This is a genomic window from Olivibacter sp. CPCC 100613, from assembly GCF_036959255.1.
Lineage (GTDB): Bacteria > Bacteroidota > Bacteroidia > Sphingobacteriales > Sphingobacteriaceae > Olivibacter.
Genome location: NZ_JAWMTI010000001.1, coordinates 614,705 through 636,494 on the forward strand (window position 1 = coordinate 614,705; position 21,790 = coordinate 636,494).

The 21,790-nt window shown below is 38.9% G+C and carries 14 protein-coding genes; 2 read left to right on the top strand and 12 right to left on the bottom strand.

Going from position 1 to position 21,790, the window contains the following annotated elements:
• Positions 1 to 673: 673 nt before the first annotated feature.
• The 6 genes from trmB to RYH73_RS02430 all read right to left on the bottom strand — a co-directional run bounded on the left by trmB (position 674) and on the right by RYH73_RS02430 (position 6,659).
• Positions 674 to 1,324, bottom strand: a complete 651-nt coding sequence (gene trmB / locus RYH73_RS02405; RefSeq protein ID WP_335311660.1) for a tRNA (guanosine(46)-N7)-methyltransferase TrmB — start codon at positions 1,322 to 1,324, stop codon at positions 674 to 676.
• 62 nt (positions 1,325 to 1,386) lie between these two features.
• The gene (locus RYH73_RS02410; RefSeq protein ID WP_335311661.1) at positions 1,387 to 2,844 is read right to left on the bottom strand and encodes a M20/M25/M40 family metallo-hydrolase; all 1,458 of its coding nucleotides are present in this window, start codon (positions 2,842 to 2,844) and stop codon (positions 1,387 to 1,389) included.
• A 41-nt stretch (positions 2,845 to 2,885) separates the two neighbouring features.
• Positions 2,886 to 4,070, bottom strand: a complete 1,185-nt coding sequence (locus RYH73_RS02415) for a class I SAM-dependent rRNA methyltransferase (RefSeq protein WP_335311662.1) — start codon at positions 4,068 to 4,070, stop codon at positions 2,886 to 2,888.
• A 216-nt stretch (positions 4,071 to 4,286) separates the two neighbouring features.
• On the bottom strand, positions 4,287 to 5,507 hold the full coding sequence (locus RYH73_RS02420; protein ID WP_335311663.1) for a hypothetical protein: 1,221 nt from the start codon (positions 5,505 to 5,507) through the stop codon (positions 4,287 to 4,289).
• Positions 5,494 to 6,039 (bottom strand): hypothetical protein, encoded by a 546-nt coding sequence (locus tag RYH73_RS02425; RefSeq protein ID WP_335311664.1) that lies wholly within the window; start codon positions 6,037 to 6,039, stop codon positions 5,494 to 5,496. Before RYH73_RS02425 ends, RYH73_RS02420 begins: the two co-directional genes overlap by 14 nt.
• Before the next feature lie 86 nt (positions 6,040 to 6,125).
• Positions 6,126 to 6,659 (bottom strand): RNA polymerase sigma factor, encoded by a 534-nt coding sequence (locus RYH73_RS02430; protein ID WP_335311665.1) that lies wholly within the window; start codon positions 6,657 to 6,659, stop codon positions 6,126 to 6,128.
• Between the two features lie 298 nt (positions 6,660 to 6,957).
• Between RYH73_RS02430 and RYH73_RS02435 the strand changes: the two genes are divergently transcribed.
• Positions 6,958 to 9,756 (top strand): lantibiotic dehydratase, encoded by a 2,799-nt coding sequence (locus RYH73_RS02435; RefSeq protein ID WP_335311666.1) that lies wholly within the window; start codon positions 6,958 to 6,960, stop codon positions 9,754 to 9,756.
• Here the strand turns inward: RYH73_RS02435 and RYH73_RS02440 are convergent.
• Positions 9,692 to 10,633, bottom strand: coding sequence for a sensor histidine kinase (locus RYH73_RS02440; RefSeq protein ID WP_335311667.1), 942 nt, complete (start codon positions 10,631 to 10,633; stop codon positions 9,692 to 9,694). The two genes, RYH73_RS02435 and RYH73_RS02440, sit on opposite strands and share 65 nt — an antisense overlap.
• Before the next feature lie 270 nt (positions 10,634 to 10,903).
• Here RYH73_RS02440 and RYH73_RS02445 point away from each other — a divergent pair, with 270 nt between their 5' ends.
• The gene (locus RYH73_RS02445) at positions 10,904 to 11,035 is read left to right on the top strand and encodes a hypothetical protein (RefSeq protein ID WP_335311668.1); all 132 of its coding nucleotides are present in this window, start codon (positions 10,904 to 10,906) and stop codon (positions 11,033 to 11,035) included.
• Between the two features lie 48 nt (positions 11,036 to 11,083).
• On the opposite strand, the gene RYH73_RS02450 is transcribed toward RYH73_RS02445, so the two are convergent.
• From RYH73_RS02450 to RYH73_RS02470, 5 genes are all read right to left on the bottom strand, one after another.
• On the bottom strand, positions 11,084 to 11,818 hold the full coding sequence (locus RYH73_RS02450) for a LytR/AlgR family response regulator transcription factor (protein ID WP_335311669.1): 735 nt from the start codon (positions 11,816 to 11,818) through the stop codon (positions 11,084 to 11,086).
• Between the two features lie 121 nt (positions 11,819 to 11,939).
• Positions 11,940 to 13,436, bottom strand: coding sequence for a RagB/SusD family nutrient uptake outer membrane protein (locus RYH73_RS02455; protein WP_335311670.1), 1,497 nt, complete (start codon positions 13,434 to 13,436; stop codon positions 11,940 to 11,942).
• A 16-nt stretch (positions 13,437 to 13,452) separates the two neighbouring features.
• A complete protein-coding gene (locus tag RYH73_RS02460) occupies positions 13,453 to 16,623 on the bottom strand; it encodes a SusC/RagA family TonB-linked outer membrane protein (RefSeq protein ID WP_335311671.1) in 3,171 nt (1,056 codons plus the stop codon).
• A 556-nt stretch (positions 16,624 to 17,179) separates the two neighbouring features.
• Positions 17,180 to 18,589, bottom strand: a complete 1,410-nt coding sequence (locus RYH73_RS02465; RefSeq protein WP_335311672.1) for a RagB/SusD family nutrient uptake outer membrane protein — start codon at positions 18,587 to 18,589, stop codon at positions 17,180 to 17,182.
• Positions 18,590 to 18,600: 11 nt separating this feature from the next.
• Complete coding sequence (locus tag RYH73_RS02470; protein WP_335311673.1) at positions 18,601 to 21,597, bottom strand: SusC/RagA family TonB-linked outer membrane protein; 2,997 nt, start codon at positions 21,595 to 21,597, stop codon at positions 18,601 to 18,603.
• Positions 21,598 to 21,790: the final 193 nt, after the last annotated feature.

Consider the following 21,790-nt stretch of genomic DNA (forward strand, 5'->3'; position numbering starts at 1 on the left):
AATGTGAACCTTTGTTGCATCCTTTTTCAATTCCTATAACTATTTTAAATGACTGTCGAATATAACACCTAAAAATAACAGGATTCGCTTTTAAAAAAGAACGTTTTTTTATTCAACTTTTCTTGATAAAAGTTGAGCAAACCGAAGAACGTAGTGATGAGTTCATGAACTCATCTGAAAACAAACACATGTGAATAAATCAAGGCGGTGTAGGCTACCTTGCACCTGATGCAAAGCATCACTGGCGCGTATTGGAGCCGTTTCACTTCCTCAATCCGCTTGGATACTGCAATATGAACAGGCGTGCACATGCTTTGCTGCTCGTTGCTTCGGTATCCTCCAAGGCCGTTTATCCGACACTCGGGGGCCCTATGGCTGCCCGCAAAAGCTCTTCGTTCAGCTGAAATATCGCCTAGGAAGTTTGCGGCTTGCAGGTTGAGGCACTACCATCGTAGCAAAGTTCCAAGCGATGAGTCTTTGGTTACTTTTTTCATCACTTGTTCGTTTTTAATGGCATTCAAGCTACTTCGTGGTCTGCGGAAGAAAGTGACAAAAAAAAACGTTCTTATAATCTAAACACCTTTATCACTAGGTTAAAGGCGAAGCCGACCGAGGGATTTTCACCGAGCCGATAGTCATATTGTAAAATTTGACCCTTACAGTGATATGAGTGTTAATTAAAAGAAAATTTCAAGTAATTGATGTTCTTATTGTGAGCTAGGTATTTTCTCTCGTAATAAGTCTTGATAGTAAGCGTCTCGTTGACGAAATCAGAATGATATAAATCTTCGGTTTTACAGTGCACTTTTAATCCCAGCTCTTCTATTTTGGAAAATGTATAAGCATGTAAACCATCATTATCCGTTTTAAGGTTGACATAGCCTCCTTCCTTTAACACCCACCGATAACGTTCCAAAAACCGATCGGAGGTCAGTCTTTTCTTTTCGCGACTAATTTGAGGTTGCGGATCGGGAAAGGTTATCCAAATTTCGTCTATCTCTCCTTTTTCAAAGAAATCCAACAAGGTTTCGATCTGTATTCTTAAAAAGGCGACATTGGAAATATGATCTTCCAATGCGGTTTTTGCACCTCTCCATATACGATTTCCTTTATAATCTACACCAATGAAGTTTTTATCCGGAAAAAGTTTAGCCAGGTTGACAGTGTATTCCCCTTTACCACAGGCAAGCTCCAGTACAATTGGATTGTTATTACCAAAATGCTTTTTGGCCCATTGCCCTTTCATTACCTTTCCTTCTTCCAGCTGTAAGACGTTACCGAAGGTGGCTATTTCTGCGAACTTCCTTAATTTATCTTTTCCCATTGCGGGTGCAAACTTAGATAAAAAGTTTTATACGCAAAATAGTTATGAGTTGTCTGTTGCACCTACCACCGCCAATCACCTGAAATACGCAAGGGTTCTTCTAGTTTGTTCTCAATCATGAGCGCCTTTACTTCCGCGTCGGAAAGACGTTTCGTATCAATTACAGGCGCGTCAGCAATGCCATAAGCCAACATCGCGCCAAAACGAACGGTATTAATAAGCCCTGCCTTATCCACCAGGTTTATATCATCACAATCGGCATGATAACAGTTTAACACATCCTTACTAAGGTAGGTGTCACCACCGCCTCCCGTGGGCACCCCTTGTAACATAAAAGGCTGATGATCACTATGCAAGCCTGCCCTACCTTGAAAGTTATTTTTGAACGAAGTATCGATCGCTTGTACTTGTCTCCCGATCGATTCAAACAAGGCTCTACTTTTCTCCAAGCTAGCTTGAAAGCTCTTCGGGTTATTCGTCATATCGTAATTCAACATGTAACGAATGTGATCAATGCTTTTATCATGCATAGCTTGCTCTACATACGCTTTGGACCCGAGCAGACCTTCTTCCTCTCCCATAAAAAGCACAAACTCGATGCTACGCTTTGGTTTTAAATTTAATTTCTTTAATGTTCGGGCCATATCAATTACGGAAAAAGCACCTATCCCATTATCAATTGCTCCCGTAGCCAGATCCCAACTATCTAAATGTCCGCCAACAACAATACGCTCTTCGGGTAGCTCCGTACCTTTTATACGGGCAATGACATTACGCGCGGTAATAGGTCCCGCATAATTCGTCATGCTAATCGAAACATTCAATTTTCCTTCGCTCTTCAATGAATCTTTCAAAGCCAGACCTTCTTCCAAGCCAATACAAACAGCTGGAATGGGAATCAGGCTTCCCGTAACCGAAGCAGTGCCCGTGAGTAAAACCCCGCCGGGAACAGTATTGTAAAGAATAATTCCCTTCGCACCGTATTGTATCGCTAGCGCAGTTTTCTCCGATCGATGTAAATTCTTGCCCAAGGGGTTGGCATCTGGTAAAACTCCTAAATAAGCCAGCACAACTTTTCCTTTTGCCTTTCCTGGATCTGCTAGATAATCTCCTTCCAAACCACTACCCATATCAACCAATTCTGCATTCAAGCTTACCTTCTTAGGCGCATGCGCAAGCGATACCGCCTTGACTTCTCTTTCACCTGCACTCCCTTCTACTTGTAGAGAAAGAGTTCCTCTACTCCAGCCCTCTGCTTCAAATGTTTGAAAAGATACATCGTCAAAACCGTAGGATTTAAAGAGGTCATAAGCCAATTGTTCCGCCTTTGCACCATTGTCAGAACCCGTCAAGCGATGTCCTATACGCTGTGTGGCCGCTTCTAAATTGCTATAGGCCTCGGAACGTTCGAGGACCTCTCCATTTATTGCCCGAAAAGTGGAAATTAATTGCTCATCATATTGGCAAAAGCCTTCCATTGTAAGTAAGAAGAAAATAACAGATAGTAAATAGCTACGCATGTTTCAAAAAATAAATTATCAATTGTACGGTGTCATATCAGTTAGAGTACTCGGCAAAGCAATCCCTTTAGATACTCCCCTTCAGGAAAGGAAGCTCTAATCGGATGATCTTCCGGTTGGTTAAATTGGTAAATAAATTGTATCTCTTTTCCTGCATCCAAGGCTGCCCAGGCTAAAACCTGTTTAAAGGTGTTGATGTCCATGGCACCTGAGCAAGAAAAAGTCGCTAATAAGCCTCCACTGGACAATAACAGCAATCCTAATCGATTCAATTCTTTATAAGCACGGGAAGCTTTTTCCAAACTACTCCTTGAGGGTGCATACTTTGGCGGATCTAAAATAACCACATCGAATTTATCCCCTTGCTCCCTAAATGCTTTTAACTGTTTATTTACGTCACTTTGAATCGCTCGATGTTTTGATCGATCCAAGTTATTCAACGCTATATTTTGTTTCAGGGTTTCGATGGCCAGTGCGGAGCTATCCACGCTACACACTTCCGAGGCCTCCATCTTTAAAGCGTTTAAACTAAAACCTCCGGTATAGCAAAAGCAGTCCAGTACCTTTTTACCAATGGTATGTTGAGCAACGACTAATCGGTTCGTACGCTGATCACAATAGAAGCCCGACTTCTGTCCTTCGGCAATATTAACCTTATAATGTATTCCATTTTCAATCACATCAACAAAAGCTGGCGGGTGTTCACCAAAAAGAACGCCCCCCTGTCCTGCTAACCCATCATGCGCTCTCGCCGCACCATCATCTCGCTGATAGATTCCCTTAGGCTGGAAAATCAATTGCAACTCATCCACGATAATTGATTTAACACGCTCAATACCGGTTGTTAAAATCTGCAGAGAGATATAGTCACCAAAACGATCGGCTATCAATCCCGGTAGAAAGTCTGCTTCACTAAAAATAAGTCGGGCCGTATTCGTTGCTTCATCAAAAATGGTATTCCGGGCATTCACTGCTTTTCGAATCCGTTCTCTCCACCAAATTTCACCCACTTCTTTTGCTGGATCCCATTCTAAAAGACGTATTGCTACACGCGACTCTCCGTTATAATAGCCGTAGGCAATAAATTCCCGATCGTCATTATAAACATGCACGACATCACCATTCGCAGGCTTCCCTACAATATTTGCGATGGCTCCTGAGAAAACCCAGGGATGTAATTGCCACGCGGCTTTATCTTTACCTTTTTTTAATATAATCTCTGCCATTTATGCTATTTCACTCGGAATAATCGAGATTTTATGAAATAAAGCCAAACTTAGATAAAATGGTCGGATTCTCGAAAATTGATGCGATAAAAAAAGCGGTAGGCGGTACGGAAGCGCTCTTAATCATAAGTTAATTGTAAGCAACAAACATTAAGGAATTTTCGGGATCACCTTCGATGAACTCCCGCTGGTCGGTTTTGCTTTTAAAGGGGCCTTTTATTTAAACGTTATTGAACCATATTTGGAATCAATGCGTACTTGATTAGCTGAGGCTTTACCGAAATATCCATTATAGGTCTTATGAAGTTTTGGTCCACGTTCGCTCGGATCGGGCTCTTCTCGGGTAACGACGGCATCGCCTTTATCAAATCCACCGTAGCTAACATCGATCTGATAGGAAAAATTCGCAGCGGGGTCGATGCGAATTGTGCTGGAAGAATAAGCGGCATCGAGATTGAGCTTGCTGATATTCTTGTCCAGGCCGATTTTAAAGCCTCCTGAATACTTAATATCAATGTTGCCCGAGCTGGTGAGCGTACCTATTTGGCTCCCTCCGCAATAGCCGATGTTCAACTGTATATTATTGGCGACGCCTAAATCCATACTGCCATATTTAAAGTCCATCATCGCATCTTTAACCGCAAGAATTTTGGCAGACCCGTAGCTGGAATTGACGCGAATGTTGTTTCCTGATAACTTGCCGGCGTTTAGACTGCCATAGGATACGTCTAGGTTCACATCGCCTCCTAAATCGGGGAGCACAACGGCTCCGTATTTATTATTGATAGCGAGTGAGTTATTTCTTGGTAAAGAAATAAGGTAGTTGATCTGTACCCCTCGGTTATTCCCGCTGATAATATTGTTCCACCAACTGGACTTTCCTTTATTGATTTGCGTGCTCAGTGAAATATTGCCAGGTGATTTTGTTTCAGAAATGGAAACACTGTTAATGATTTCTTCGGCTCTGCTCCCTGAGGCCTCTACTGCTTTAATTGTTATATCAACTTTGATTTCATTCTTTGTCCAAGTTTTTACTTCCACCTTTCCGTAACGATTATCAATGCTCAGTGGTGTATTTTTAGATATAATATAGACTTTTTGTATCGTTTTGCTTTGTTCTACACCGTTGACTTCGGCCGTATTTTCTTGATCAGCGGAACGTTCTATCTGCTCCCAGTCAATGTCTTCTATTTTTCTTGCAAGCTTATTGGCTTGATTTTCCGAGAAACTCGCCATCCGCTCAGCTTCTTGAACAATACCATCTGTATCGATTTCTTTTAAACCTTGCACCAATTTGGTGGTCATTTGCTCTATTTTGGCACCCGTCGCCTCTATACTACGGGCCAACTTTCCTTCATTTTTATTTTGAGCCACCAGTTTAAAATGACTCAATACAAACAAGGCAACTATATATACAGAAATCCTATACCTGTTCATGAGGAGATTTTTTTTCTTGTTGATGGATATAATTTAAAATTTCCAGCTGCTGATTGAGTACCTCGATTTGCATTTTGAGATTACTGATCATGGCCTCTAAAGTCAGCTCCTTATTGGGACTTTGATCTAGTTCGGTTTTAAGTTGTTTATAGTTTCGTTGCATCTTGTCGATGACCTGTGTAAATTCCTGGTACAACTGCGGATCTTTCGTGGCCATGCTCGATAAGGCATCTTTTTTTTCACTGATCAAGGAGGCATATTCTACCTGTTGTTTTGCCAATACGGGGTCGATTTGACTATAATCCAGGCGATTTGATGCGCGTGTTTTGTAAAGCAAAAAGGCTGCACTGCATACTAATATAAACATGGCGGCCATGGATATGATCGTTCTAAGGCGTAAGGATTTCTCGCGCTTTTTTAGCAAATCTTCCCCCTCGAAAACAGCTGCTATATTTTCCCAAATCTGATCAGGTGGTAATTCATTATCAAAGGCTTTCCTGTTTTCAGCAATGAATTTCTCAATATTTCCCATACCTAAATTTTTTACGAAGCTTCTTTGGTAAAAGAGCGGCTTCTATTAATTTTCCAAACCCACATGATACTATCGATACGATGATTTTAATTTTTAAGTATCTCTAGTAGTTTTCTTTTTGCTCTTAAAAATTGTGTTCGCGAGGTATTCTCGCTTATTTTTAATATATGGGCTATCTCTTCGTGATCATAGCCTTCTAGTAAATATAGACTTAATACCACACGGTAGCCATCTGCTAGTTGATTGATTGCTTCCTTTACTTGTTCTATCTGCAAGCTGTTGTTGCTTTCTTCTATTTCTTCAGCTGCTACATCTATATCATTAATAGATTCGAAAACAACGGTTCTTTTTCTTAATGCTGAGAGCGACTTGTTGACGACAATCTGTTTCATCCATAAGCCGAAAGTACTTTCTTGTCGAAAGCTGTCGAGTCGCTTGAAAGCATCAATAAACGCATCTTGCAGTACGTCAGCAGCTTCGTCTGCATCGATCACAATACGCAAAGCGGTATTATACATGGCTTTTGAATAAAGCTTGTACAATTTAAATTGCGCTTGCCGATTGCCTTTCTTACAGTCGGCAATCAAATCTTCATGCGGGTCGCTATAGCTGACTTCCAATGTAATTGTTTATTGTTCTTTGCTTAATAGACGCAGTAGGTTTACAGATGTTGCATGTTGTTTAGTTTTTTAATTGTTTACTTGGTTAACTGATATTCCTAAAAGTAATTCGTCTATCGTGTAAGGCCTACATCGAAATCAATTTTAATATATAATGAAGGTGTTTATATGAAAGCGAAACCGATGCACCGAGAATTCATCGAAGGTAATTCCTGAAGCATCAATGAGCTCTTCAGGGTTTTTAATTTAGCATGTAACCATTGGATAAAATCAGCGTCTTATAAAAAACGTTATCCATATGGACCTTAAACTACTTCCTACCGTCATTTGCCGTACACCTCTTTTTTCTTATGAAGATACTTTAGACGATAAATGGGATGAATTGAAAGAAGCCATTAAAATTGCGTCAAAAGACCTTTATGAACAGATCAAAGACACAAAGAAGGAAGATTATGACACGCTTCCTGAAAAAGTAAGATTTTCCTGTTGGAAGTATTTCAATCGCGCACGTTTTCGCGCAACACCCTTTGGCCCTTTCGGTTCAATCACAATGGTTCCTTTAGACAAAGTAGGTTCCAATGTCATTCTTGAAACAGAGCCAACCCTGCATCGCTTTACCAATTGGATTCATAAAGACACGTTGTTAACAGACCCAATTGCACTCTATAAAAATGCCAAACTTTTTCAAGCCAATACTTCAGTATATCCTTGCGGTGATCAATTGCGATACATAAGTATGCTGGAAGACGGTACCTTTGAGATTGCCTCCATTGATAAACAGGCAATCATTGAAGATGTGTTGCATAAATGCAAAACAACCATTACCAAAGAAGAAGTCGTAGAACACCTCGTCCATGCCTACGCCCTAGACCTTGCTGTAGTAACCGACTTTTTGATCCAACTCATCACTTTACAGCTTCTGTTAACCGATTTACATCCAAATATTATTGGAACAGACTACTTTAAGCGAGTGGGATTGCATTCAAAAGCACTCGAGCAAGATCCTTATATCATCGCAACCCGACCTTTATTGAAGGGTAGCCTCAACATACAGTCCTTCAAAGTAATACCGGAGGCGATTAATTTTATTAAGGATTACCTACCTCAACCCGTTCATAAGCCGTTGGAAGACTTTAAGCGCGCTTTTCAACTTAAATTCGAATATCGAGAAGTTCCGCTCTTGGAAGCCCTAGACCCCGAAATAGGTGTTGGTTATAATGAGCTGGAGTCATCACCTCATATGGACGAATTGGTCGAACTGTTGAAAAATAACGCCCCCTCGAAAGAGCATGAGCAAATACCTTACACCCCCTTTCATCAATTCTTGCTAAATGGAATCTTAAAGGGAGAGGATATTCAGCTGGAAGAATTGGTAAAACACGATCTGCCTAAATACAATACACAACCGCCGAATACGTTTAGTGTAATCGCTCAGGAAATAGAGGGTCAAATTTTGATTCAACAAGCAGGGGGCGCCACCGCAAATTCACTGCTAGGACGGTTTACCTTAGAAAACCCAAACTTAACGCAATATGGCAAAGAACTCGTTCAAGTAGAAGAAGCGGCTAATCCCGAAATTATATTTTTTGATATCGCTTATCATTCAGAAAAAAGTATTGATAACGTCAATAGACGAGAAAATATTTACAAATATCAGTTACCCCTGCTGTCTTGGTCTGATTGTAATTTCTTGCGATCAAACGACTTGATGGTAAGTGTGGTGGATAATCAAATAGTTTTAAGATCAAAAGAACACAATAAGCGTATCATCCCACGGTTAACGAGTGCATATAACTATAATCGTTCGGACTTATCCGTATATCGATTTCTATGCGATTTACAACTTGATATATTGCATGTCGGTTTTAGTTTCAACCTCCAATCTATATTTCCCAATCTAGATTTTTATCCTAGAATTACATATAAAAATGTCATTTTTGCGCCACGAATTTGGAAGGTCCCGAAAACCTCAATGAAAGAAAATAATGTTGCTGCTTTAGAAGCTTTGAAGAGTTGGTTGAAAGGGGCTAGTATACCCTGTTACATCGTAAGTAAAGAAAGAGATCAATTTCTTACATTCGATTACGAAAATTTGGAGGATCTGTCCTACCTCCTACAATTGCAGAAAAAAGGAACGATGTATGTACATGAAGCCTTCATACCACCTTCTTCTTTCATAAAAAATAAATACAGACAACCTTACTTGTCCGAAGTAATAGTAAATCTGTATCATAGCAAAGTTAACTATTCAAATGTGAAGTCAACTTTACTTGCGCTGGATCGTAATAATACAACGATTGCATTCCCTGGTGAGGAATGGGTGTATTTCGAAATATACACACATCCTATTTCAGTTAATGCGCTTCTGACTGACAAAATTTATTATTATATAAAAGAGATGAAACCAAAAATCAAACAATGGTTTTTTGTTCGCTATTCAGATCCGAGTTACCATATACGATTGCGCATTCAATTAAAAAACACTTATTTCTTTCGAGAAATTGTCACAAACCTGTCCACTGTTTTAGCGTCAGATTTACAAACTGGCTTGATACGAGATTTACAAATCAAGCCGTATCATAAAGAAATCGAACGATATGGAATAGAGACTATACACCTTTTGGAAAAACATTTCTGCAAAGACAGTGAATATGTATTGAAATTGATTCGTCGTAGCGTTGATACTAAAACCAGCTATCTACTCATAATAAAATTATTGAGTGACACTGTCAATGGTCTAGATGAAAAAGTAAAAATACAGCACATACAGACTGTTGCAGACAATTTGGCAAAAAAATATAAGGTAAATAGTTATACCTTTAAAAAAATCAATAAACTCTCGAAAGAAATTATATCACACCCAGATCTGACTTTATCAAAATTCTTAGAAAACAAATACGTTCCTTTTTTCCGTGAGATGAATAGTCTATTAAATAAGTTCAATCGCCAACATAAGTTACAGGTTTTGGGAGATTTGATTCATATGCATGTTAATCGTTTGTTTACCTCCGACCAAAACATCCACGAGCTTATTATCTATCAGCTTTTTTGTAATATAATGAAGTTCCATCAGAAGAACCCAAAACGGCCAGACTAATCTCAACCCTAGTGTTAAAATGATTCTTAGGAGTTTTTACGTAGGTAAAACCTGCTTGGTCTCCGTAACTATATTGTAGCCGTTTTGCTATATTTTCTAAGCCTTTGCTTAAACCACTCGTATTATGAATTTCATTCACTAAGTTTTCTGTTTCGATAAATAGCCTATCATTGCGAATGTAGACTTTTAAAAGTCCGCGATGGTTAATAAGTGACAAATTTCCGTGCTTAAAAATATTTTCAACAAGTGTAATTAAAATCAAAGGAATTATCGATATGCTACGTACCCTTTCCTCTACTTCAACATGAAAGTAAATTTGATCATTTTGACGCAGTGAGTGCAGATGAATCAAATTGTGCACTTGCTCTATTTCTTCTTCAATCAAAATATATCCCTTCTCTTCGTTACTTTCTACTGCATAACGCATCATAGCTGAAAGTGTTAAGATTGCATCGGCAGCTATTGGTGCCGATTTGCGCGTCTTATTATAAATAAAATTCAACGTATTAAACAAAAAATGGGGGTTGATTTGGGCTCGCAAATAGGCATTTTGTGCTTTTCCTAGCTCTTGTTCCATCTTCTGCTGCTCGATAATCTGATGAAGTCGTTGCCTCTCTAGGCTCGCTGTTCGCTCTTTCTCTTTTAACAAAGTAACCAAAAAATAGTAGCCTGTTGAAAATCCTATAAAATATAGGGATCGCCAAACAATTTTCAAGATTACAGAACTACTTATTGCTAAGGGCTCAATACCAAATAGTTCTGGGAACTTCGCAGCTATATTGTCGGTCAAATAATAAAGAAGTGTATAGAATATTATTTCTAATGCGACGCCAAAAGGTAAGACTAAAACTACTAACCGACTTCTTAGCGTATACATTAGCACTATATGCGTGTGAAAGTAGAACAATAAAATATTTAGGATGTAGTGAATTGTATACGAACCAATCTTCCCAAACTTCCCGGATAATAGTCCAAGAATAACAGTTTCGTATATAATGAATGATAGCCAGGCGATAATATGCACTCGATACTTGGTTACAAATTGCCCTATTATTCTCATAATTTTGGATTTGGTGTAAGCAAAACAGCTTTCTGTGTAAATTTCTTGGATACAAGATTAATAAGCACGACTTTTAAAAGAAAAGCCATGAAAAAAATTCAAGTAACAAAGAAAACGGTATTCTTGTTTAAAACCGCTAAGACCGTTAAGGGAAGAACTGGAGAGGAAACTCTTACGACTTGGCAAACAACTATCATTCCTTTTAAGCAAGAATCCTAACGGCACAAATATAATATAATAGTTTTAGTTGGTTGGTTTAAAGGCTGGTTAATTATTACGACCAGTCTTTATTGTGTTCTTGAGTAAATAATCATAAAAGGCATCTTTGTAAAAAGTACCTATAGGGATAAGCATGTTCCTCGGTAGCTTCACAAGGCTCCCTTCAACCTTTTCTATGTAGTTTTTTGAGATAATAAAAGAACGATGGATTTGGATAAAATCGTCCGTATCGTCGAAACGTTCCTTAATCTCTTTTAACGTGAGGTAAGTCATGATCTCTTCCGTCATCGTATAAATCTTTATATAGTTCTTCACACTCTCAATGGCAATTACTTCATCAAATTTTATACGGACAAAACGATTCCGTTCTTCGGTAGTCTTTACATAGAACTCTTTTGTACTTTCATCATTTTTACTTTTAGGTTTGTCTTTTAACAATTTGTTGATGGTTAATGCAAATTTAGCAAAAGTAAAAGGCTTCAATAAATAAGCATCTGCTTCCACTTCAAAGGCTTCAAATGCATATTTTGTATGTGCGGTTGTGAATACCAATTTATCCGTCTTATTTCGAATTGCCTTCGATAAGTCTAAGCCGGAAATACGGGGCATATCAATATCCATAAAAACAAAATCTACAGGATCGCCTTTACCTATGTCAGCCATTGCTTCTACTGGATCTATATGGCTCTGTATAACAACCAATTCATGAATTTGTTGAATATAGTCGTTAATAATTTCTATTGCATCAGGTTCATCGTCAATGATAATACATCTGTAGAGCATGTTTACTTTGGTTTTTTCAAACTTATGCAAAAGCTTCTTTAAATACAACTATAGTGCAATTATTCCATAAAAGCCATCAGCCTTTTACAACTGATGGCTTCTAAAGCATATTGGATCATTCTTATGGGTTTTGTTCTCCAATATTTGGATTTGCTTCCATTTCTAATCTGGGTATAAGAAACTGCCATCTAATATCTCCGGCAGGTATTTCCATCACTCCAGCGACTGAAGCCGAAACAAAGTTCGGCACAAGTGTTCTATTTAAAGGTAAATTCAATCGTTTTAAATCCAACCACCTAAACCCCTCTCCCCATAATTCTATACGTCTATTAAATAAAATCTCTTCAATTAAAGCAGGTCCTGTTTTTATCGATTTTTTAGCATTTGAATCACGGACAGAATTCAACTGGAATAGCGTATTCTGAGCTTCTTCTTCCTGACCATTCTTAGCATAGGCCTCGGCAAGAATGAGATACATCTCTGCACTTCTTACTAAAGGTACGTCACCTAAAGAAGGGCCTCCAACAACCTTAACTGCAAATTTTCGGCTCATATATGCCTGCCTTGCAAAAGCAGTGGACGGCAATGGAAAATTTTCACTTGTGGGCACCGGCTCCCATAATTTTTTACGAATATCACTTTCTGATATCTGATCATAAAGAGCAGAATTTATTCTTTTAGGGTTAGCTCGCATGAAAGAAGTGTTAGCGTCATAGGCAATTTGAGCGAAAAAAGACCCGAAAGTGTCTCCCTGGTCTTCTGTAGGCATAGATGCCCACATTACTTCGCTTAAATTCGGCGCATTGTTAAATCCCGAAAGATAAGCAGCTTCTGACATTAACGGAAATTCTCCTCCGTCGATCACCTCTTTGGAATATTTGATTGCATTTGGATAATCTTGCATGGTAAGCGCAACCCTCGCTCTTAATGCTTTAGCAACGAGTGCATTGATATGTGATTTATTTTCACGGACCATCACGTTCAAGGCAATTACATCCTCCAAGTCTTTAATTATAGCTGCATAAACTTCTTCAACGCTCGCTCGGGGCATATCACTATCTCCAGATGACAAGGGTAACGGAATACCGGGTTGGGTATTCGGTTTGGCAGTTGCATCATAACGCTTAGCAAAAAACTGCACCAAATACGTGTAAGCATATGCTCTTAAAGTAATAGCCTCTGCCTTAACTCTAACTTTTTCGCTTTCAGCTCCGATAGCAGCATCAACGTTATCAATGATATTGTTTGCATTACCTATCATACGATAAAATGTCCTATATACGTATTGAGGAACAATATTATTATCAACTCTATGCGCATTCCAAGATGCTTCTGATGAAAACCAGTTATTATTAGAAATCCCCAGATCTTCTCCCATAAATTCGACATTTAGCAGGATACCGCCTACTCCAGGTTTATTTTGCTGATTCGAAGTAACCTCTTCTGTACGCTGAAACATCAGTCGATAAATGCCATTCAATAGTTTACTTGCATTTTCAACCGTATTAAAAACAGATTCTCCATCAACCTTATCCGTTGGTTTAGTGTCAAGATAATCCTTACTACAACTACTGATGATGAATACAAATAATATTGATAATATTAAATATTTTTTCATGTCTTTCTTTTAATATTTATAACGAAACGTTGACCCCAACACTGAATATTCTGCTTGGCAAATACGTTGTATTATTTGAACCGTCAAATGACTCCGTTGGATTCATACCCTTTCTCTTCGAAATAAGACCTAAATTTTCTCCTGTAACGAAAACCCGCAAGGCAGAGACATCAATTTTTTTTGTCAACTCGGATGGTAATGTATAGGATAGGTTTACGTTTCTAAAGCTGATGTAGGATGCATCGATCAACCATCGATTTGAGGCAGCATTAAATTGTGTCGTGCTATTAATGTCTATCCGCGGGATATCCGTTACCTGGCCAGGAGTTGTCCAAGAATTTTTTACATCCTCATGTAACGCAGCCCCATAAGTTATCCCCATTAAACCGGCGTAGTTGCTATCGTAAAATTTACCACCGATTTGGTAGTTTATCAGAAATGAAAGCGCAAAACTCTTATACCTAAAGGTATTATTGACGGAACCAATCAAATCTGGAATTGCACTCCCTGAATAATCAAACTCAGCATTATTATAATTTGTCGTATACTCAATACCATTGACGGTTCTCAAATCAGTCGTTGTTCCTACAGCAGGGACATATAAGGCCGCACCATCAGCTGGATCGACACCTGCATACTGCCGTAGCCAAAAATTGTACAAATCTCTGCCAACCTCTCTCCTTTTATTGCCATTAGTGACTACTGGTGTCTCGGCAGGCATCTTTGTGATTTTATTTTTAATTGTCGACCAGTTGGTAACCATATTCCAGGTAAAATTCTTAGTCCGTATAATATCACCGCCTAGCTGGAGGTCAACACCTGTGTTATACATTGAGCCAATATTCCTATAAACACTTCTTATCGGGTTAGACAAAGCCAACGGTACTGAGAAAATTAAATTACTTGAACCTCTTCGATAGAATTCTATTTCCCCAAAAATCCGATTATTAAAAAACGAAAAAGAGACACCAGTATTAAAGGTATTAGAGGACTCCCATTTTAATCCCGGATTACCCTGTGTCGCTAATATAACACCCGGTTGGCCTCCATTATTCCACCCTAATTCATAAAGCGACTGATAGTTATAGTATGTAGGGTCATCATCGATATTCAAAGTTGCATCGTTTCCCACCTGTCCATAGGAAGCTTTCAATCGCAAATCATCAATCCAAGAAGTATTATCCATGAAAGACTCTTTCGATATAGACCAAGAACCCCCTAACGAAAAAAATGTACCCCATCGAGAATCTTTAGCAAATCGAGAAGAACCATCCCTTCTTAAAGAGGCGTCGAAGAAGTATTTTGAATCATAGCTATAGGCCACCTTTGATAAGTAAGATTCAATACGATAAGTATCTTTATATCCACCCGCTGCATACGGTGTAACAAAATTTGGAAACTCTGAATTACCTTCAATAGTAATTCCCGTTTTAGTTGCTGTTAATGACCGATAGTCGTAATCATAATTTTCGTGACCTGCTAAAGCATTAATACTGTGTTTACCTATCACTTTATCATAAGAAAGGATTTGATTGAAAGTATACGATCTTGTGGTTGATGAAAGTTTATATGAATATCCGTTATAAGAAGCCCCATCACCAACCACATTGTTCCAAAATGTAGTATTGTGATTTTCCTTAATATCAATACTGATTGAAGGTCTGAATGTAAAATCTTTCAAAAATTTAATTTCCACATACCCCCTACCACTTATCAAATTCCTTCTATTTAGTTTTTCATTTAACTGTGTTTCATAAATTACGTGACGACCAGGGTATGCTCCTTGTGGTCTATTAATTGACCCTGGATGGACTCCATAGTCATACCATTGCTCGCCAGTTAGCTCATTCATAATTGGATTACCATTTTCGTCGTAAGCTCGTACCGGATATATCGGGCCGATAAATCTTGAAAACATGAAGGCGTTTATATAGCTGTTGGCATTATCTGTCGAAGCATCACTCGCCAAATTACCATCTGAAGTCGAACCCGCTAAATTAAATCCTGTTTTCAACCATGATTTAATAGAAGAATTAGCACTAAGACGCGCATTAAATCTTTTATAGTCTGACTGAAGGATATATCCTTTGTCATTCAGATATCCAAGAGATACATAGTAATCAGACTTCTCCGACTTACCAGTTACGCTCATGCTAGCATCTGTTCTTTTCCCCGTCCTTTCAAGCGGCTTATACCAATCAAAATCATTATAAAGCAAAGACGCGCCAGGGTTAAGTTTTCCATCTGCACCTACTATCTGATTATTGGGAACATTAAAAGGGTTATAAATAAGCTGTGATTGAATCGTGTTACTGGCCTCAAGCGCTGCGTCCTCCGGCGTTTTCCCAGTACCAGAAGTTGGATATACTAGGCTATTTCTTAATGCTTGCCACATAAGTGGATAATATTCAAAAGCGTCAACCCTGTCATATTCAGGTGTTCCTCTAGAGGAGAAACCTTGATTAAGATTCACATTAAGCTGAGTACCGGGCACCATACCCTTTTTGGTTGTAATAATAATAACACCATTTCCTCCTCTTGAGCCATAAAGAGCCGTTGCTGAAGCATCTTTTAAAAGCGATATGTTTTCAATATCATTTGGATTAATATCTCCAATATCTCCATCGAAAACAGCCCCGTCAACTACATATAGTGGTGCATTAGAGGCTGATATTGAACCAAAGCCTCTGATTCTAATATTTGATCCCGAACCGGGCTGCCCATTGCCTGAATTAGTATTTATACCAGGCGCCATTCCTGCGATTGCATTTGTTATATTCGTGACCGTTCGTTTACTTATATCTGCTGAATTCATGGTAGCAACCGAGCCTGTAATCGCTTCTTTTTTTGCAGTGCCATAGGCTACAACCACAACTTCGTCAAGCGAGTTGCCTTGGGTAGATAAGATAACGTTAATTACCGATAGCTCTCCAACCTCCATATTTTGGCTGGCATAACCAATATAACTAAAAACAAGTTTATTTGTGGCCGAAGATACAGTTATCGCATAGTTTCCCTCTGCATCTGTTTGTGTTCCATTAGTGGTCCCCATCAGAATAATAGACACGCCAGGCAACGGTTCACCGATTTCATTCGTTACCCTACCCCTAATTCTTCTTTCCTGTGCTTGGGTTACTCCAATTAGCATTACGCACAATAGAAAGAAGCATAGTAGTTTTTGTTTCATATGTTTGTTCTTGCATTAAAAATTAAATTGATTAAAAATGGTCGTCCTCATCTCAAACTTATAAAATTGGCAAAGCATATTCTTCGCCAGGTTGATTATAGTATCTTCGCTTTACTCACTTTAGGCATCTACCCAATAAAGAATAAGAGCCCAGTGCCTGTCTCAATATAATACTAGGAGCAGGCTAGCATTAGCAAAAGATAGAAAAAACACGTGTGTAGGATTAGGTCAATAAACGTATTCAAAAAGCCACTTCGCAATGCACTAAAATCCTAAAATGTAATGTAAATCTATCTCAATATGCTTAATGTTATAACTATTTTAACACAAATCTCTCAAATTATTAGCAAAACTAAGCTTTTGAAAACATTTTACAAGGTTTTTTAGAATTTACTCTGAGGATAACCAAATATGGTCGAACATCGCTATATGATCTGAAGAGAAGAATTTAGTGATCAATCTAAATTATTGGAAAGGTTAGCCGTAAATCTTTAAACGATCAAAAATGAGGCGGTTGCCGTGAGATTTGTCACTGCAACCGCCTTCAGAAAACCTACTAGTATCCTTCGTTCTGTTGCCCTTGTAGGTTCGGATTATTATCTATTTCCCGTTGTGGAATTGGTAAAACTGTTTTGGGAGCTCCAAAAGCCGCGGAGGCCTGGCTACCCCTTAAGTTCTGCCTATTTCTTAACAGGTCCATCCTTCGATGTCCTTCAAAAGCGAGTTCCTTTCTTCTTTCTAGAAGTATGGCACTGATCAACTCACCTTGATTCGTTATACTTTTAGGTGTGAGCCCCGCTCTCTTCCGTATACGGTTATTCAAAATATCAATCGCCTGAGCATCTGGCGCGTTGCTTAATTGCGCCAAGGCCTCAGCTAAATTAAGGTAAACTTCAGTTGTTCTAATAACTGGAGAATTATCACTATTGTTGACTGCGTCAGGAAATTTATTATTGAAAAAATAATCAATACCAGCAGTTTGTCCTTCTATTTTCAAATTAAAACGCTTGTCTCCTGATTCGGCCTCAAATGCCTGGATTAAGCTTTGAGAGAAAGGAGCGTCACCACGCCCACCTACTGATGCAGGCATATAATAAGATGCCCAACCACCAGCACCAGTTCTACCATTGTCAGTTGCACTATTCTGAATAGTGAACACATCCTCATTAGTATTTCCATTATAGAAATTAAAGTCAGCAGCTAAATCATAAATTCCTTGCTCAAGCGTATTATTTGCAGCTTCCGCCGCTTGCGCCCACTCTTCCCTATAAAGATGTAAACGCGAGAGCAGTGCATAGGCCGCTCCTTTTGTAGCTCTCCCTCTGGTGTCGGAGGCACTTTCATAAGTTGCAGGAAGAGTAGGTATAGCCTCTTCTAAATCCTTTACTATTTGTGCATGAACCTCATTTAATGAATTTCGCGAAGGATAAGAAACTTCTCCGGTAAAGTCATCAAGAACAAGGGGTACACCTAAATTGCTACCATTGTTGAGTTGAAATGGTTGAGCAAAGAAATTTGCTAACTGAAAATACGCTAGTGCTCTTAAGAATTTCGCCTCACCAATATACTGTGCCTTCAGCTCATCGGAAAGTCCTTCAACATTCGGCACATTCGCGATCACCTTATTGGCCCGTGTTACCACTTGATAATGCATTTCCCAAACGTCGTAAACGCTACTATTGGTGGATACGGAAGCGAAATCGTTTAGTTGTTGAAGAGTCGGAAATGTTCCGATAAAATCAACATTATCCGCCATGTAATCTGCGATAACCTGCGGCATCGATCCATAGAACTCTAAAGTTTGTGCTGTACTATACACGCCTCGCAGGGCACTTAAAGTCGTTTCAGGACTACTAAAGACCAATTCTTCCGTTAAATCTTGCTGAGGGAGCAAGTCCAATTTCTTTTCACATGCCGAAAGAAAAACCAACATAGCAGAAGTTAAAAATATATATTTAAGTTTCATGTTTTTATATTTTAAAGTGTAAGGTTAACTCCGAGTGTGTATGACTTTGCCTGTGGTAATGCGAAGAAACTTTGGCCGATTGTCAAATTACTTGCCCCATTGGCTGAAATTTCAGGATCGCCCCTAAAATCTTTACTCTTAACAGTCCACAGATTCTGACCAAGAAAATATATTCTCGCACTTGAAAATATTTTTGTTTTTGTTAGAAAGCTACTTGGTAAATTATATCCAATGGTTAATGTCTTCAATCTTAGATAAGATCCATCCATTAGTTGTTTCGTTGACGGTTGATGATAAGTGGTCCTTGTATCACTATTCAAGGCAGGAGCAAAGGCCCGATCACCTGGTTGCCTCCAATAATCTAAAAGCTTCACGCTTTTATTATAAGATCCCGACCCAAAATTATCAGTAAATTCTAAACCATCGATATAGACATCGTTGCCTTGAGTAAAATTGAAAAATGCAGTTAAATCAAATCCCTTGAAGGTAAATGTATTTGTAATCCCCCCCTGAAACGTTGGATCCGCTTTACCAACAATCACTCGATCAGCGGCTGTTGGCGATGTAGTAGGTGTGCCGTCCTTTGACAGCCATTCTGCATCACCAGTTTCAGGATTGATCCCATTATAGCGTATCAAATAAAAGGTGTTTTTAGAATGTCCCACGATTGCTCTCTGTTCACCCGTCCCTAAAAAGTTCCTTCCATCTTCATCTCTATTTTCCGGTAGTTCCAAAACCGTATTTTTATTGAAGCCAATATTGAAAGAGGTTCTCCACGAAAAATGTTCACGACTTATATTTTCAGAATTAATACTAAATTCGAAACCTCTATTTCTTAGTTTACCGACATTTTGGGAGGCGCTAGCAAATCCAGTCGTAAACGGTAGTGGAACATTTAGCAATAGATCTCGTGAAGTCTTATTATAAAAATTCATCTGAATATCAATCGCGTTGAAGAATCTACCACTCAACCCAACATCGAACTGAGCAGTCTCTTCCCAACTTAGATTGGGATTTGCAACCCTACTTGGAACTAACCCGGATTCACCATTATAATTGACAATCTGGCTATTAGCATCGGTACCTGCTAAAAATGTACCTAAGTAATCATAGTACCCTATATTATCATTTCCAGCTGTTCCATAACTAGCTGTCAGCTTTAGAAACTGAGCAATATTATTGTCCTTATTGAAAAAGCCTTCGTTAGAGATAATCCAACCGCCCGAGAACGCATAGAAATTTCCATATTTTTTGTTTGGTCCAAAGCGAGAAGAGCCGTCACGCCGGAAAGATCCTTCAAATAGATACCTGTCATCAAAGCTATAGTTTACACGAGCGAATTGGGATTCGAGTGCCCAGTCGAAAATTTCTTCAGAGGCAGAAACTGGATTTGAGGCAGACCCAACATTGGGCAATCCATCGCTTGCGTATCCTGTTCCTTCCACAAAGATTTGGGTCAATGTCGCCTTTTCAAAACTATATCCTAGCAAAGCGCCGATATTATGTTTGCCATCAAATGTTTTATTATAATTAAGTGTATTAGTAGTTAACCATTTGTTATCGGTATAGTTAGTACGATATCCATAACCACCAGGCGTAAGTAAGTCTGCTTCTCTATATTTTTCGTCGATCTTATAATTATCGATTCCCCAATCAGTTTTCAGTTTCAACCCTTCTATGATCTCCAATTCTGCGTAGGCATTGCCTGTACTTCTGTCAGACCAATTTTTGTTTATCCCAGTCTGTTCAATAGCAATTACATTGGCAATAAAGCCAGTATTTTGAAATTTTCCGTCAGGTCCGTAAGGCGTAATATATGGTAACTGTAGATAGGCAGACGTAAGGGGTGCATACGTGTTATTTTCTGCACCAATTCTATCCATATCAACGTGAGAAAGGTTATAATTCACCCCAAAGTTCACTTTGTCTGAAACTTTGTGGTTTAGATTAATACGCCCAGATAAACGGTCCATCTGATTTCCTATTGTGTAGCCACTTTCAGCAGAATATGTTCCTCCCACAAAAAAAGTTGTCTTTTCACTTCCACCTGTGGCACTTAGATTCGCTGTATTAACATGGCCCGTTCTAACAACATTGTCGATCCAGTCATAACTAGTAGTTGGAAATTGCGGAACTGGTGCATTATTAGCGGTTAAGTATTCTGTTCTAAATTGACGCCATTGATCTGCATTCATCATTGGTTCTAAAGACGTAGGTTTAGAGAACCCAGTGAAGTAATCCGCATTGATTTTCGTTTTGCCTTGTCCTGACCCCTTTTTAGTAGTAATAAGTATCACACCATTTGAACCTCTTGAACCGTAAATGGCTACAGCAGAAGCATCTTTTAGAACGGTCATACTTTCAATGTCATTTGGATTAATATTAAGCAGTGGATTAAGTGCGGAAGCGCCTCCCTGCGTTTGTGTATATTGTGCTCCAGCTGAATTTAAAGGCACACCATCAATTACATACAACGGACGTCCACCAGCGCTTAAAGAAGACCCCCCTCTAATAGTGATCTGAGCCTCAGATCCTAAAACACCTGATGAGTTCACCATATTAACACCAGCTGCTTGACCTTGTAGGATTTGCTGAGGAGTTTGAATCGGAACATTTTTAAACGACTCCGAACTAACAGACGCTACCGTTTGTGTGCTTAATGCTCGACTTTGTTGTCCATAACCAACAACCACGACTTCCGATAATTCAGAAGCATTAATTCCCAACGTTACGTCCAAGTTGTTTCCTGCGCTTAAACTTTGTACTAATGTTTTATAACCAATGTAGCTAAAAGTTAAACTTACAGCACCAGTTGGAACTGACAAAGAGAATGTACCGTCATTGCCTGTCTGGGTTCCAATGGTGGAACCGCTGACAACTACCGACACTCCCGGAAGCGGCTCTCCTTTCTCGTCAGTTACTTTACCGCTGACTCTTCTCTCCTGCGCATACACTGCCCCTATAAGGACTGTGCACAACAAAAGGAAACTTAGTAGTTTTTGTTTCATGTGTTTGATTTTTTGGTTAAAAATTAAATTGATTAAAAAATATAAAATAATGCACTTATATTCAGCAACAAAAACCTAATGAGTGTTCATTCCTCAGGTTTTTTATCCAGACATATGCATTAACTTTATCGCAAGCATAGATAAGCTGAAAAATAAATATTCTATATTATTTACCATAACAACTCAGTCCCTG

Bases quoted from the DNA above. Each gene is read 5' to 3' on its own strand.
- RYH73_RS02425 (WP_335311664.1), bottom strand. From the start codon at position 6,039: ATGGGAAATATTGAGAAATTCATTGCTGAAAACAGGAAAGCCTTTGAT.
- RYH73_RS02450 (WP_335311669.1), bottom strand. From the start codon at position 11,818: ATGCTCTACAGATGTATTATCATTGACGATGAACCTGATGCAATAGAA.
- trmB (WP_335311660.1), bottom strand. From the start codon at position 1,324: ATGGGAAAAGATAAATTAAGGAAGTTCGCAGAAATAGCCACCTTCGGT.
- RYH73_RS02460 (WP_335311671.1), bottom strand. From the start codon at position 16,623: ATGAAACAAAAACTACTATGCTTCTTTCTATTGTGCGTAATGCTAATT.
- RYH73_RS02455 (WP_335311670.1), bottom strand. From the start codon at position 13,436: ATGAAAAAATATTTAATATTATCAATATTATTTGTATTCATCATCAGT.
- RYH73_RS02420 (WP_335311663.1), bottom strand. From the start codon at position 5,507: ATGAACAGGTATAGGATTTCTGTATATATAGTTGCCTTGTTTGTATTG.
- RYH73_RS02415 (WP_335311662.1), bottom strand. From the start codon at position 4,070: ATGGCAGAGATTATATTAAAAAAAGGTAAAGATAAAGCCGCGTGGCAA.
- RYH73_RS02445 (WP_335311668.1), top strand. From the start codon at position 10,904: ATGAAAAAAATTCAAGTAACAAAGAAAACGGTATTCTTGTTTAAAACC.
- RYH73_RS02410 (WP_335311661.1), bottom strand. From the start codon at position 2,844: ATGCGTAGCTATTTACTATCTGTTATTTTCTTCTTACTTACAATGGAA.
- RYH73_RS02470 (WP_335311673.1), bottom strand. From the start codon at position 21,597: ATGAAACAAAAACTACTAAGTTTCCTTTTGTTGTGCACAGTCCTTATA.
- RYH73_RS02435 (WP_335311666.1), top strand. From the start codon at position 6,958: ATGGACCTTAAACTACTTCCTACCGTCATTTGCCGTACACCTCTTTTT.
- RYH73_RS02440 (WP_335311667.1), bottom strand. From the start codon at position 10,633: ATGTATACGCTAAGAAGTCGGTTAGTAGTTTTAGTCTTACCTTTTGGC.
- RYH73_RS02465 (WP_335311672.1), bottom strand. From the start codon at position 18,589: ATGAAACTTAAATATATATTTTTAACTTCTGCTATGTTGGTTTTTCTT.